Here is a 14688-nt window from a genome sequence, read left to right as displayed (position 1 = left end):
TGGGATGACAACGGCAGCGTCACCTTGCTGCACGCCGATGGCAGCCAGGAAGTCTACGTGCATGACCCGCAGGCACGCCTGGTGCAGCGGGTTGATCCCGATGGCGGTAAGCACTTCAAGTCCTACGACGCCCAGGGGCGGCTGACGGTTGAGCAGGATCCCCTCGGCGCGATCACGGCCTATCAGTACGACGAGGCTGGGCGCTTGGTCGCGCTGTTTCCTGGGGATGATGAGCCCACGGCCTACGAGCATGAGCATGGTTTCGTACGGGTCATGCGCCGGGGTGAGGCGGTCTGGAAGTACCAGCGTAATGAGCAGGGCGCGATCACGCGCCAGACCGATCCAGACGGCAATGTCACCGAGTACAGCTACGACAAGCGCGGGCAGTTGCTGGCCATCTGGTTCCCGGACCACAGCTGTCAGCGCCTGACCTGGAACGATCTCGGGCAACTGATTGGGGAGCAGCTGCCCAATGGCGGTGTGCGGAGTTATCGCTATGACGTGTTCGGCCGGCAGGTTGCCCGCGAGGATGAACACGGCGCGCTGACCCAGTATCAGTGGGACGCGGTGGGCCGCCTGATCAAGGTGGTCTTGCCGGGCGGCGCCACCCGCGAATTGAGCTACAACCCCTACGGAAAAATCACCGCCGAGCGCGATGAGTTGGGGCGCGTGACCCGCTATGAATATGCCGACGGCTTGCACCTGATCAGTCGCCGGATCAATCCCGATGGCACGGCGCTGCGCTATCGCTACGACAGTACCCGCCTGCTACTGACCGAAATCGAAAACGAAGCCGGTGAAACCTACCAACTGGCCTACCACGCCAACGGCCTGATCCAGCAGGAAACCGGCTTCGACGGCCAACGCACCGCCTACGTCTACGACCTTAACGGCCACCTGCAGGAAAAAACCGAGTTTGGCGATGATGACCGTCAGCTGATTACCGCCTACCAGCGCGATCACGCCGGCCGCCTTATCAGAAAAACCCTGCCCGATGGCAGCACCGTGGATTACACCTACGACCGCCTCGGCAACCTCCTCAGCGTCGACGACGGCCACTGGCCGCTGCACTACGAATACGACAACCAGAATCGCCTGACTGCCGAACACCAAGGCTGGGGCACCTTGCGCTATGGCTACGACCACTGTGGCCAGCTCGAAACCCTGCGCCTGCCGGACAACAACCGCCTGACCTTCAACCACGACAAGGGCGGGCACCTTGCCACTGTCGACCTAAATGGCCGGACCCTCACCTCACACCTGTTCCAGGCCGGCCGCGAGCACCAGCGCCAGCAGGGCCAACTGCTCAGCCACTACCACTACGACGACCAGGGCCGCCTGGCCCAACACGAACACGCCCACGGCCTGCGCCGCTACACCTACGACAAAAGCGGCAACCTCACCCGCCGGCTCGACACCCGCAAGGGCCAGCACGACTACCACTACGACCCCCTCGACCGCCTGACCCGCGCCGACCACTCCCAGGCCCCCACCGAACGCTTCGCCCACGACCCGGCGGGCAACCTGCTGATGCAAGACCGCCCAGGGCCCGGCATCGTCGTCGGCAACCGCCTGTTACTGCAAGGCGACCGGCATTACGACTACGACGCTTTCGGCAATCTCATACGCGAACGCCGTGGTCGCGCGCAGCAGTGGGTTACCGAATACCGCTACGACTGCCAGCACCGCCTGATCGGCGTCACCCAGCCGGATGGCAGCCAGGCCAGTTATCGCTATGACCCGTTTGGGCGGCGTATCGCTAAAGTGATCAATGGCAAGACCACCGAGTTTTTCTGGCAAGGCGACAAGATCATCGCCGAGCACACGGCGGGTCAGCACCGCAGCTATCTCTACGAGCCAGATAGCTTCAGGCCGTTGGCTTTGTTGGAAGGGTTTGGTCCGGCCAATACCCAGGCCTTCCACTACCAACTGGACCATCTGGGTACGCCGCAGGCACTGACCAGCGCGGACGGCAAAATCGTCTGGTCCGCCCACTACCTCGCCTACGGGAAAATCACCCGGCTAGACGTGAGCACCGTCGATAATCCGCTGCGTTTTCAGGGGCAATATTTCGACCGGGAAAGCGGGCTGCATTACAACCGGCATCGCTACTACAATCCAGATAATGGCCGCTACCTGACGCCCGACCCGGTGAAGTTGGCCGGTGGGTTGAACGGGTATTTGTATGTACCCAACCCTACGGGGTGGGTGGATCCGTTGGGGTTGAATACGTGTCCGGGTGGGGATGGGTGTAAGCCAAGCACTGATATTGGAGATCCAGCAAAAAAGAAGGCCAACGCAGGAACACCTTCGGTTTCAGTCGTATCAAACACTACCCCTGAAATGGGCTACCACAAGGAAATCTATGCGAGTAAACCGGTAAAACCAGAAGAAGTCACTCTAAAATGGGGTGAGTTTTTAGGTGATGGCCCCTATACAAACATTCATCCAAGAACTGGAAAACCAGACCCCGACAGGTTAGTTTCTGCAGATGGTACAAGAAGTATTCGTTATGGGCCTCACGAAATGAATAGCAAACCGACCAAGCATCACTACCATGAAGAAACATGGACTTTAGAACTAAAAAACAAAACCATGAACGTCGACAACTCAGTCATCAGAGTACCACTACAGAAGAAATAAAATGATTGTAAAAATACTAAAAATATTTTCTCATAACGACAAACCTTATGTTAATTATGAGACATCTGCCGGATGTGGTGTAGCAACGTGGATAGGCCCGATACCGAAAATCGGAGAGCATATTGATGTTGAATTCGACCTGAATGATATTTTTTGTTGGAAAAATAATATTACCCAATCACCCCAACATGAGGAAAAAATAGAGATCATAGACAGCATTACCTACATAACTGCAGAACTGATCTTAGGGAATGATGATAATTACGCAGCCCTACGCATTGGATCTTCAATAATCCTTATAGACCTGAAAGAAAAACCCGACCATGCTCCAAAGTATGTAAACTTAAAAACAACAAGCATTTCACTTTACCCCACAGACGTCTAGACGAGAGCCATTCACTTGAAAGTCAATACTTTAATGCGCCCAGTATCGACAGCCTTGTCCAGAACCTGCATATCAGCGATAAAAGTGACGGACATATCTAATCCGAAATGAAGTTCCTTAAAGATGGAACAGCATTCACACTCCCCCCCAAAGAAGGAAGATAAAAATGCTATTCCATCCACTTTCCAGCCATATATCTTTCGATGCAAGCTTGAATTATTTTGTGGGAATTTTTGATATTTATGACCAAGAAGAGACCAAAGGATTTGAACTATCAAAGTACAATCCAAACAATTCAGAAGATAGAGAAAAACTGATCCTCAAATACTGCCTTGATCCAGACGAGCAGCTTTCATACAGACACAGATACACTCTTATGAAAACCTTGAAGCACTCTCTAGACAGCAAAGATTTTAATTTTCACGCTTTCTTTGAGGACAATCATGATGAATATACAAGCATGGCCTGGAATGAAGATGAAATAGAGGATCCTCGAGATTTTTTTGAGGAAGTTTATAGATTAGCCACTGATAAATGGAAAGACGATCTGGACAAAGCCAGCCAGGAGGACCCATCCACCTGGTAACCCTGGACAAAAAGGAGGATTTATTTAATCGCATTTATGATAAAAAGTGACGGACATATTTAATCCCGAGCCAATTAAAAAATAGGTCCGCCATTAATACCCCCTTAACTTGTGCGCCTGGATGAAGCTAACCACTAAGGCGTGATACTCGGCAAACGCTTATAATCGTCATCTGTGCACTTTGTTAAATAGATCCGTCCCCTTTATCGCTGGAAAAACATGGCGCGCAGACTACGCTGGATGCTCAATTTGAACGGGTAATGACAGCTAGAAACCCAACCACAGGAGAGATCGAAAGATACATTGATGGAAGAAGAGCAGGCCAACCCAAAATACCTAGCGCAGCTACTCGGTACCTTAGCCATAGAGACCAACTAAACGCTATTTATCGAGCACAGCTTATATTCAGGAGAACAAATATCGATACATCGCGCGAACCTATATATATGGGAAAAACAATTGGCGAGGGATACAAAAAAGCAACCTTAGATTACGGAAGGCAAACCAAAGCAAAAGTCATACTAGACACAGACGGAAAGCCCATTACTGCATATACGAAATTTTAATATGAAATTACTACCAAAACTTTCAATTATCAGAAGCCTGCTATTTACGTATAGCCTTGATAATTTCGACGATCCTGAACGAGAGCGCTTCATCGTTTCAAAAAACATTAACAACGACAGAGAACTATCAGAACTGTTTGACAAACTGACTAAGCCTGAATTTCTTCATTACAAAAAAGAAGAGAGAGAATGGCATATTAATACGCTGGAGCACTTTTTAAAAACCGACGAAAATTTCGATTCGATTTTTTATCTTTTTGACACTTACTTTGACGACGAAATTACTGACCAGAGACAATTTATGAAAGTTTTGCTTGAATGCCTCACTCGCTATCACGCCGAGGCAATGCAAAATGAGTCATAAAATTAAGATAGCTATTTAATCAGATAACAATTACCGCAATAGGCTCAATGCTAAATAGTTCCGTCCCCTTAGGCACTACACGACCATTTACAGCATTCCCCAAGTGAATAACTATGTTAAAAGCCCCCTTTATAGACACCCCTTACATCCCAAACATCTCCCACATACTGGGAGCGCTATCAATATACGACCTTGAAAACACCGTTGGAAAAGAACTTCGAGCATACGACCCAAACAACAAACAAGAAAGAGAGAAAATAATTAGGACTTTTATACTGAAAGACCTTATGTACCTATCTTACAGGCACCGCTACTACCTCATTCTAGAGCTCGAAAAAGCTTTAAAAAACCCAAAGTACAATTTCGCCAAAGAATTTGAAAGCGATTACGACGAACATATAACCATGGCTTGGGACGAGACCGAGATAGATGATCCACGAGGTTTTTTTGCAGATATTCTGCGCCTAGCCAATGAGGAGTGGAAAGACGACCTGCACAAAGCCAGCCAGGAAGATCCGTCTAGCTGGTAACGATAAATAGATCCGTCCCTTAGCTCCCCAAAAAAACCTATTGCAGGAACAGTACTACCGTTACTACCCCACAACAGTGAAAGTCAGGGCCATTGTGGCTAAACCATATAGCCAGCAAATTAAACGAACATATAATCGCAGAGCAAAAACCATAATAAAACAAACGAAGCGAAAGTGAGACTCGACAAAAACAATCCTACCCGCCCATTCACCGCATGTCCATATTGAGCACCCTATGCTGAACCCCCCTTTCACAGACAAACCTTTTGAGCCGGCCCTATCATATATATTGGCTGCATTATCAATATACGACCGAGAAGAGACCAAAGGCGAGGCACTTTGGAATTACAACCCTAACAATATAAAAGATAGAGAAACGATCATTAGATCTTTTATTTTAAAAGACCTCATGTACCTGCCCTACCGTCATCGCTACGTATTAATAGCGATACTCAAAGACGCACTGTTAACACCCGGCTTCAATTTTTCCAAAGAATTTGAAAGTGACCATGACGCACACATAACGATGGCTTGGGATGAGACAGAAATAGAGAACCCGCGAGGATTCTTCATGGAAATTTATCGCATTGCAAATGAAGAATGGAAAGATGAACTTCAAAAGGCTAGCCTTGAAGACCAGCATACTTGGTAAATTATTTTTCCTAAAGCCCTTAACCCCTACAACCGACCTTTACACAAAAAAAACACATTAGAGCACATAAAAAAGCCAAATATGAAAAACATGGAAATAAAAATAATCAAGAAAAACAAAATCGAAACCGCGACTATCGAATACGACAAACACACATACACCTTACATATAACATTCGCCAATCAAACCCATAAGAAATACTCCACCCCTAGTATCTTTCACAGCTTTGGGTTATTACGCAAAGACTTCAGCGACATAAAATTTTTATGCAAAGGCTCAAAAGTCAACGTATTTTACTCTTCATACACAAGACTAAGCGGAGTCGCGCTCCATGAGTCAACATTAGGCGACCCGAACCAAAAATTGGTGCGAATATTCGATCATGAAGAAAACAACCTGACCAACGACATTCAAGAACAAGCTGAATTCCATACCAAGTGGAAAAATTCTTTTCAACCTGACCACCCGATGCCCAGCCACTTTAAGCCCCTTGGAAATATCCGCACAAAAACCATAAAGGCGATCATAGACGGCCAAAAAGTAGACGCGGAGGTAAAATACGACTCTACACGCATGATGTTAGGTTTTTCAGAAGCCGACGATTTCAAAAAAATCTATCGAGAAGCAAACATATATAACTGTTTCGCAAAAATGAGAACCGACCTACCCCATATAGTATTTCTCTGTAAAGGCGCAAAAATAAATGTCAGACCTTCCAGCATGGCCTCGCAGATGGCGGCCGGTTTGGTTGCATATGAGCTGACCTTAGGCAAACACGCCACCCACGAAGATATCGTTCATATATTCGACTACGAAGAACACAATCTGACAAATGACCCGCAAGACCAAGCGACTTTTTATAAGCAATGGTTAATTTCAATAGGTGCGTGCGGATAAACGGGACAAATCTATTTAATCGCGAGTCAATACTGCGATAGATCCGTCCCCTTTATCGGTCCCCTTTATCGAAAAACATCCAGGACCTTAAGATGAAGAAACTTCCCGTTTCAGACGGAACAATAGAAAAACTAATGTGCGATAGAAGCACGCTATCAATAGAGTTTTCAGACTGGCAGGAGCAGCTATGGCTAATAACCTTCCACGAACTAATCGCCTTCCAAGGGATAGGTACGATCGGATCTGAAATATCCGAAATGTACGAAAGCACTGACACGCCTCTCTCAGTGGAGGCAACAAGAGTAGATCCAAATGAGACAGGGACTAGTTATTGCTTCACATCCAGTGATGGAGGCGATGTGATTTTTATAGTAATTGCAGGTAGCTATACAGCTGAAAAACTTGACTACACACAAAACATATACACTACCAAACGTAACAAACGGGACGATTCTATTTGATCGTAAGTCAATGCAATAATAGGTCCGTCCCTTCCCCCCTTACCCAACAAACGTCTAGACGGGAGCTATTTACTTGAAAATCAATATCTTAACGCCCCACTCCCCTTTAACTTGTGCATCTGGATGAAGCCAACCACTAAGGCATGATGCTCGGCAAACGCTTACAGTCGTTATCTGTGCACTTTGTTAAATAGATCCGGCCCATTTATCGGCTCACGAATCGGAGCACCGTGATGAATCATCTAGAAAAAGAATTAGATGAAACTCTAAACACGTTGAACATCGCCTCAAGAAAGCTCAACTCTGAAGAGCTTGAAACATTAATATCCACTTTAACCAAAAAATATTTTAAAACCGAAAAAAATTTACTAGATCCAGTAGATTTCAACGAAAAACACACCGAACACAACCCTGATTTTTGGAAGGAAATACCAGGCCGAATAAAAAAGAACGACCTCATTCTTTTGGTTTTTGAGACTAGTTATAGAGCATGGAAACTCGAAAACGCAAAAGATCTTGCGCTGCTAATAGGCGAAACAACTGGTTATCCGTTCTGGGTCACTGATCATAATCTATCGTTTTTGGTTCATCTGGATGACCATGATTGCGTGCTCTGGGCTTAAACATCAAAGCGAAGTACGGGACAGATCTATTTGATCGCGAGTCGATGCAGTAATAGATCCGCCATTGATCGCCTATCATTCCTGAGTTTGTATGCTTGGATGAAACCATCCACTACGGTGTGATGAGCGTTGATAAAAAGTGACGGACATATTTAATCCCGAGCCAATTAAAAAAGTCCGCCATTAATGCCCCTCTTAACTTGTGCGCCTGGATGAAGCCAACCACTAAGGCGTGATACTCGGCAAACGCTTATAGTCGTCATCTGTGCACTGTGTTAAATAGATCCGCCTTCTTTATCGCCTTATACGGACTTTTAAAATGAAACGACAGCCAAAACTATCAATAATTCGCGGTTTGCTTTTCACATACAATATAGAAAACACAAAAGATCTAGAAAGAGAGGAAATCATAGTATCAAAAAATGTCAATGACCGAAAAGAGCTCTCTGAGCTATTCGACACTCTGACAAAGCCTGAATTCTTCACATATACGAAAGATGAACAACAATGGTTTATAAATACGATTAGCCACTACCTGTCAATCAACGACACTTTCGACTCCGTTTTTTATCTTTTAGATACTTATTTTGAAGACAAAATAATAGACCAAAGACAGTTCATAGAAGTACTGCTCGAATGCCTTATCCGCTACCACGGAGAGACAACGAAAAATGGATAAACGGGACAACTCTATTTAATCGCGAGTCAATACAGCAGTAAGCTTCTATTGGTCCGCCCACGAGCCATTAATCTCTGCATGAACGGCGGAAAACACTCACGATCAGTGTTCTTGCGCAGCGTTAAACAGATCCGCCCCCTTAGTCCGGGTGTCAATAACGCAGGTCAAATAACAACTTTTCACACAAAAAAGCGGTAAAGAATTTTGGAGAACCATAAATGGCAACGTCACTGAAAAAATCATCAGCCCCTACACCGAATAACCTAAAAAAGGCGCTGGTAGTGGCGATCAACGAACATGTGGATGAAGACGTCACGCTTGTCATCGACGGTATCACTGTAAACTGCTTTGCCAGCGTCTACCCTTATGAAGTCTCAATAGGCAACACCTACGACATTGAGTTGACGTTGACTCTTACTGAAAACTATGAAATTCAAAGCGTTACCTCTATCGACCGCCTAGTTGAGAAAAAAGGAAATGGGTACGCTTACTTTCTTTACGGCAAGCTCTGCAACGATATTTTCAACACCTTTACTGTATTTCATGGTGAGGAAATTCATTATGAACATCCCGAGCTAAACGACCAGTTTATAAAATTAGAAGTATCAAGAATTGATGCCACCTTTCTTTAGCTCCCTGGTCGCTATCACATTCGTTCGACCTACTTCGGATAAACGGGAAAATCCCATCTGACTGCCATTAACCGCAACGAGGCTGCGATAGCGGTGCCTCACACAATATAAATACTGGCAGCGCCGCCGCCATCGCAGCCTCGCTGGGGCTCGACAGCTCCCACCTTTGATCTTTGCTACCTTGAGCAATGTGTTTGAATTATATTTCCTAGTGTTCAAAGACCTTGAAAAAGCGGAAATTCAGGACGAGGCAGAGGTCGTGATGGATAAGTCCATAATGGTTATTGGTGGGGAGTCAGCCGAGGAAATGACCTGTATGACTCGCATTGACGAACACATCGTCGCAATCTCGGGCAAAGCACGTCCCACCGTTCTCTATATCTCCACAGCCAATGGCGATGACCGCCTGAAAATTTCCGACTTCATCACCAAATACGAAAGCATCGGTTGCACTGTCACCTGCTTGACGTTTTTTATTCCGCCGTTTCCCGACGCTGGCCATATTGCATCGTTGTTTGAACAGGCCGACATCGTTTATGTAGCAGGCGGGAATACGCGCGCCATGTTAGCTATTTGGCACGAATTTGGTGTAGTTGGCTTGCTAAGGAAGGCATGGGAAAGTGGCAAGGTGCTTTGTGGTGTCAGTGCCGGAGCCATTTGCTGGTTCGACTACGGCCACTCCGACTCAGGGGGAGCCTTCGCCCTGATTGATGGCCTGGGCTTACTTCCCGGCGCGCTGTGCCCGCATTTCAGCTCAGAGGCAGGAAGAGCAGAATCATTTGTTGAGTTTGTGAAACTCAAGGGCGTGCACACGGCTTACGCAGCTGACGACGGAGTCGCCCTGCACTTCAAGAATAATCAACACCATGAAACGATCCGCAATGACGCAAAAAGTTGCGCTTATGCAGTCAGTCCGGCACCTCCTTATCTAAGGTTGTTATCTGAGTAGAGGCCGATTTATGGTTGAAAAGCCTTGACTCGCAAAACCACCACAAACAAAAACGCCCCGAACCAGTCGGGGCGTTTTATTCAGTTTGAAGCAATCAGCCGTCAGTCAGCCAAACGCCACGTCGTCCCGCCCTTGCCGTCTTCCAACACCACGCCCATGGCGGTGAGTTGGTCGCGGATGCGGTCGGACTCTGCCCAGTCCTTGTTGGCACGGGCATTCAGGCGGGCCTGGATCAGGGCGTCGACTTGGGCTGCGTCCACACGCCCTTCGGCGCCGGCTTGCAGGAAGTCGTCGGCTTCCATTTGCAGCACGCCCAGCACGCTGGCCAGTTCCTTGAGGCGGGCCGCCAGGCCGGCCGCAGCGGCGAGATCGCTCTCGCGCAGGCGGTTGATCTCGCGGACCATCTCGAACAGCACCGCGCAGGCTTCGGGGGTGCCGAAGTCGTCGTTCATCACCGTGGTGAAGCGTTCAACAAACGCCTCGCCACCGGCCGGCGCCACCACCGGCAGGCCTTTCAACGCGTGGTAGAACCGTTCCAGGGCGCCCTTGGCGTCCTTGAGGTTGTCTTCCGAGTAGTTGATGGCGCTGCGGTAATGGCTCGATACCAGCAGGTAACGCACAACCTCTGGGTGATACTTTTCCAGCACGTCGCGGATGGTGAAGAAGTTGTTCAAGGACTTGGACATCTTCTCGCCATTGATGCGAATCATGCCGCAATGCATCCACGCGTTGGCGTAGGTCTTGCCGGTGGCCGCTTCGCTTTGGGCGATTTCGTTTTCGTGGTGCGGGAACTCAAGATCGCTGCCGCCGCCATGAATGTCGAAGGTCTCGCCCAGGCAGCAGGTGGACATCACCGAGCATTCGATGTGCCAGCCCGGACGCCCGGCGCCCCAGGGCGATTCCCAGCTCGGCTCTCCGGGCTTGGTGGCCTTCCACAGCACGAAGTCCAGCGGGTCTTGCTTGGCTTCGTCGACTTCGATGCGGGCGCCGATGCGCAGGTCTTCGATTTTCTTGCGCGACAGCTTGCCGTAGCCCATGAACTTGGCGACGCGGTAGTACACGTCGCCATTGCCCGGGGCATAGGCGTAGCCTTTGTCGATCAAGGTCTGGATCATCGCGTGCATGCCAGGGATATGGTCCGTGGCGCGTGGTTCCATGTCTGGCTTGAGGATATTGAGGCGCGCCTCGTCCTCATGCATGGCGGCGATCATGCGCTCGGTCAGCGCGTCGAACGACTCGCCGTTTTCATTGGCGCGGTTGATGATCTTGTCGTCGATGTCGGTGATGTTGCGCACATAGGTCAAGTCATAGCCGCTGAAACGCAACCAGCGGGTCACCAGGTCAAAAGCAACCATGCTGCGGCCGTGGCCGATGTGGCAATAGTCGTACACGGTCATGCCGCACACGTACATGCGCACCTTGTTGCCATCCAGCGGCTTGAAGACTTCTTTGCTCTTGCTGAGCGTGTTGTAGATCGTTAGCACGACGAATCCTTAAGACTGAATCACTGGCCCCACGAATCACGCAAGGTCACGGTACGGTTGAATACCGGCTGACCAGGTTTCGAGTCCTTGATATCCGCGCAGAAGTAGCCTTCGCGCTCGAACTGGAAACGGTCTTCCGGCTGTGCATCGCCCAAAGACGGTTCGGCACGACAACCGGTCAGCACTTGCAGGGAGTCAGGGTTGATGTTGTCCAGGAAGCTGGCGCTGTCTTCGGCCTTCTCGGGGTTGGCCGAACGGAACAGACGATCGTACAGGCGCACTTCGCACTCGACGCTGGCAGCCGCCGGCACCCAGTGCACCACGCCTTTGACCTTGCGGCCTTCCGGGTTCTTGCCCAGGGTGTCTGGATCGTAGGAGCAACGCAGTTCGACGATGTTGCCCTCGGCGTCCTTGATCGCTTCATCGGCGCGGATCACGTAGCTGCCGCGCAGACGCACTTCGCCGTTCGGCTCCAGGCGCTTGTAGCCCTTGGGCGGCGCTTCCATGAAGTCATCGCGGTCGATGTAGATTTCACGAGCGAACGGCAGCTTGCGCACGCCCAGCTCTTCTTTCTGTGGATGGCGCGGCAGTTCGAGGTGCTCGACCTGGCCTTCTGGGTAGTTGGTGATCACGACTTTCAACGGACGCAGCACGCACATGGCGCGCGGTGCGTTCGCGTCGAGGTCCTGGCGGATGCTGAACTCAAGCATGCCGTAGTCAACCACACCGTCGGAGCGGTTGGTGCCGACCATCTCGCAGAAGTTGCGGATCGATGCCGGGGTGTAGCCACGACGGCGGAAGCCCGACAGAGTCGACATGCGTGGGTCATCCCAGCCGAACACGTGCTTTTCATCGACCAGTTGCTTGAGCTTGCGCTTGCTGGTGATGGTGTAGTTCAGGTTCAGGCGGCTGAACTCGTACTGACGCGGGTGCGCCGGCACCGGCAGGCTGTCGAGGAACCATTCGTACAGCGGGCGATGGCTTTCAAACTCAAGGGTGCAGATGGAGTGGGTGATGCCTTCGATGGCGTCCGACTGACCGTGGGTGAAATCGTAGTTGGGATAGATGCACCACTTGTCACCGGTCTGGTGGTGATGGGCGTGGCGGATACGGTACATGATCGGGTCGCGCAGGTTCATGTTCGGCGAGGCCATGTCGATCTTGGCCCGCAGTACGCGGGCGCCGTCCGGGAACTCGCCGTCGCGCATGCGGGTGAACCAGTCCAGGTTCTCTTCTACCGAACGCTCGCGGAACGGGCTGTTCTTGCCAGGCTCAGTCAAGCTGCCGCGGTATTCCTTGGCCTGCTCCGGGGTCAGGTCGTCGACATAGGCCTTACCGGCCTTGATCAGCTCTACGGCCCAGTCGAACAACTGGTCGAAATACTTGGAGGCGTAGCGCACTTCACCGGACCATTCAAAGCCCAGCCACTTGATGTCGCTTTCGATGGCGTCGATGTATTCCTGGTCTTCCTTGGCCGGGTTGGTGTCGTCGAAACGCAGATGCGTGACGCCACCGAACTCCTGGGCCAGGCCGAAGTTCACACAAATCGACTTGGCATGGCCGATGTGCAGGTAACCGTTGGGCTCAGGCGGGAAACGGGTGACGATCTGCGTGTGCTTGCCCGAATCCAGGTCCGCCTGGATGATCGGGCGCAGGAAATTGACCGGGACGGCAGGTCCGGCCTTGGAATTCGAGGTAGGGTCGACAGTGGGCTTGCTCATAGGATCCTTGAACAGACGAAGTACGTGGCCCGAAGTAGGGCCGATAAAACAAAGGGCTTATCATAGCCGAACCTGTCAACCGCCTGACAGAGCACGACCAAAAACAGCTGCTTTAATTACCCGGGCGGTAAAAAACCACCTCGAAATTCCTGACGGGCACGCTAAACTGCGCGCCTTGGTCGCAGTTTAGCCAACCCGGTTGGGTGCCCAGGCGTCCGAACCCACGAATTCCCTGAAAAGAGTAATGAACATGACTCAAGTCAAACTGACCACCAACCACGGTGACATCGTCATCGAGCTGAACGCCGAGAAAGCGCCGACCACCGTCGCCAACTTCATCGAATACGTTAAAGCCGGCCACTACGAAAACACTGTTTTCCACCGTGTCATCGGCAACTTCATGATCCAGGGCGGCGGTTTCGAGCCCGGCATGAAAGAAAAGAAAGACAAGCGTCCAAGCATCCAGAACGAAGCGGACAACGGTCTTTCCAACGACAAGTACACCGTCGCCATGGCCCGTACCATGGAGCCGCATTCGGCCTCCGCGCAGTTCTTCATCAACGTGGCCGACAACGGTTTCCTGAACCACAGCGCCAAGACCGTGCAGGGTTGGGGTTACGCGGTATTCGGTAAAGTCACCGAAGGCACCGACGTCGTGGACAAGATCAAGGGTGTTTCCACCACCATGAAGTCCGGCCACCAGGACGTACCCGCAGACGACGTGATCATCGAGAAAGCCGAGATCATTGCGTGATATTGCTGATTTCAGATTTGCATCTGGAAGAGGAGCGCCCGGACATTACCCGGGCGTTTCTGGATTTACTCCACGGCCGCGCCCGTGGCGCGCAAGCGTTGTACATCCTCGGGGACTTTTTTGAAGCCTGGATTGGCGACGATGGCATGACCCCGTTCCAGCGTTCGATTTGCGCGGCTCTACGTGAGCTGAGCGACAGTGGCACCCAAATATTGCTGATGCATGGCAACCGGGATTTCCTGATCGGCAAGGCGTTCTGCAAAGCAGCAGGCGCGACCTTGCTCAAGGACCCCAGCGTCGTGCAGATGTATGGCGAGCCCGTGCTGTTGATGCACGGCGATAGCCTGTGTACCCGCGACCTCGGCTATATGAAGCTGCGGCGCATCCTGCGTAACCCCGTCGTGCTGTTTATCCTGCGTCACCTGCCCTTGCGCACCCGCCATAGACTGGCGCGCAAGCTGCGCAGTGAAAGCCGTGCCCAGACGCGCATGAAGGCCAACGACATTGTCGATGTGACGCCCGAGGAAGTGCCACGGGTGATGCAGGCCTTCGGCGTACGGACCCTAGTCCACGGCCACACCCACCGCCCGGCCATCCACAAATTGCAGATTGGCGAACAGGCGGCCAAGCGCATCGTGCTCGGGGATTGGGACAAGCAGGGATGGGCGTTGCAGGTGGATGAGCAAGGTTTCCAGCTGGCGGCGTTTGACTTCGTCAATCCGCAGTTGGCGTTGCCGGGCGCATAACCCCAGGCACAACACC

Annotated in this window: 16 protein-coding genes; 14 read left to right on the top strand and 2 right to left on the bottom strand. The window is 50.9% G+C overall.

The genetic code is table 11. The annotated features are described in order from the left end of the window. From AC07W7_RS12560 to AC07W7_RS12505, 12 genes are all read left to right on the top strand, one after another. The coding region (locus AC07W7_RS12560; RefSeq protein ID WP_495039418.1) for an RHS repeat-associated core domain-containing protein at positions 1 to 2643 on the top strand (2643 nt) is incomplete at its 5' end. A 1-nt stretch (position 2644) separates the two neighbouring features. Then, positions 2645 to 3028 (top strand): hypothetical protein, encoded by a 384-nt coding sequence (locus AC07W7_RS12555; protein WP_169867310.1) that lies wholly within the window; start codon positions 2645 to 2647, stop codon positions 3026 to 3028. 166 nt (positions 3029 to 3194) lie between these two features. Further along, entirely contained in the window at positions 3195 to 3614 is a 420-nt protein-coding gene (locus AC07W7_RS12550; protein ID WP_495039417.1) for a hypothetical protein, read from the top strand. Between the two features lie 567 nt (positions 3615 to 4181). Beyond that, a complete protein-coding gene (locus AC07W7_RS12545; protein ID WP_099169056.1) occupies positions 4182 to 4544 on the top strand; it encodes a hypothetical protein in 363 nt (120 codons plus the stop codon). Between the two features lie 113 nt (positions 4545 to 4657). Further along, entirely contained in the window at positions 4658 to 5074 is a 417-nt protein-coding gene (locus tag AC07W7_RS12540; RefSeq protein ID WP_495039416.1) for a hypothetical protein, read from the top strand. A gap of 235 nt (positions 5075 to 5309) precedes the next feature. Beyond that, on the top strand, positions 5310 to 5726 hold the full coding sequence (locus tag AC07W7_RS12535) for a hypothetical protein (protein WP_495039415.1): 417 nt from the start codon (positions 5310 to 5312) through the stop codon (positions 5724 to 5726). 81 nt (positions 5727 to 5807) lie between these two features. Next, complete coding sequence (locus AC07W7_RS12530) at positions 5808 to 6623, top strand: hypothetical protein (RefSeq protein ID WP_495039414.1); 816 nt, start codon at positions 5808 to 5810, stop codon at positions 6621 to 6623. A 92-nt stretch (positions 6624 to 6715) separates the two neighbouring features. Beyond that, a complete protein-coding gene (locus AC07W7_RS12525) occupies positions 6716 to 7084 on the top strand; it encodes a hypothetical protein (protein ID WP_495039413.1) in 369 nt (122 codons plus the stop codon). A gap of 233 nt (positions 7085 to 7317) precedes the next feature. Further along, complete coding sequence (locus tag AC07W7_RS12520) at positions 7318 to 7707, top strand: hypothetical protein (RefSeq protein WP_495039412.1); 390 nt, start codon at positions 7318 to 7320, stop codon at positions 7705 to 7707. Positions 7708 to 8026: 319 nt separating this feature from the next. After that, positions 8027 to 8386, top strand: a complete 360-nt coding sequence (locus tag AC07W7_RS12515; protein ID WP_495039411.1) for a hypothetical protein — start codon at positions 8027 to 8029, stop codon at positions 8384 to 8386. Positions 8387 to 8604: 218 nt separating this feature from the next. Next, on the top strand, positions 8605 to 9018 hold the full coding sequence (locus AC07W7_RS12510; RefSeq protein ID WP_495039410.1) for a UCP019853 family protein: 414 nt from the start codon (positions 8605 to 8607) through the stop codon (positions 9016 to 9018). A 190-nt stretch (positions 9019 to 9208) separates the two neighbouring features. Then, the gene (locus AC07W7_RS12505; RefSeq protein ID WP_495039409.1) at positions 9209 to 9967 is read left to right on the top strand and encodes a Type 1 glutamine amidotransferase-like domain-containing protein; all 759 of its coding nucleotides are present in this window, start codon (positions 9209 to 9211) and stop codon (positions 9965 to 9967) included. A gap of 101 nt (positions 9968 to 10068) precedes the next feature. Here AC07W7_RS12505 and cysS read toward each other — a convergent pair whose 3' ends face one another. Further along, entirely contained in the window at positions 10069 to 11451 is a 1383-nt protein-coding gene (gene cysS / locus AC07W7_RS12500) for a cysteine--tRNA ligase (RefSeq protein WP_099169052.1), read from the bottom strand. A gap of 20 nt (positions 11452 to 11471) precedes the next feature. Continuing rightward, positions 11472 to 13172, bottom strand: coding sequence for a glutamine--tRNA ligase/YqeY domain fusion protein (locus AC07W7_RS12495; RefSeq protein ID WP_236310264.1), 1701 nt, complete (start codon positions 13170 to 13172; stop codon positions 11472 to 11474). A gap of 250 nt (positions 13173 to 13422) precedes the next feature. Between AC07W7_RS12495 and AC07W7_RS12490 the strand changes: the two genes are divergently transcribed. Together AC07W7_RS12490 and lpxH are read left to right on the top strand one after the other, a co-directional pair. After that, entirely contained in the window at positions 13423 to 13926 is a 504-nt protein-coding gene (locus tag AC07W7_RS12490; RefSeq protein WP_076964742.1) for a peptidylprolyl isomerase, read from the top strand. After that, complete coding sequence (gene lpxH, locus AC07W7_RS12485) at positions 13923 to 14672, top strand: UDP-2,3-diacylglucosamine diphosphatase (protein WP_495039408.1); 750 nt, start codon at positions 13923 to 13925, stop codon at positions 14670 to 14672. Before AC07W7_RS12490 ends, lpxH begins: the two co-directional genes overlap by 4 nt. Positions 14673 to 14688: the final 16 nt, after the last annotated feature.

The organism is Pseudomonas sp. GW821-FHT01D09, assembly GCF_059422465.1.
Note: the sequence above shows the minus strand (reverse complement) of the source record. Positions and strands in the feature narration are given on the sequence as shown.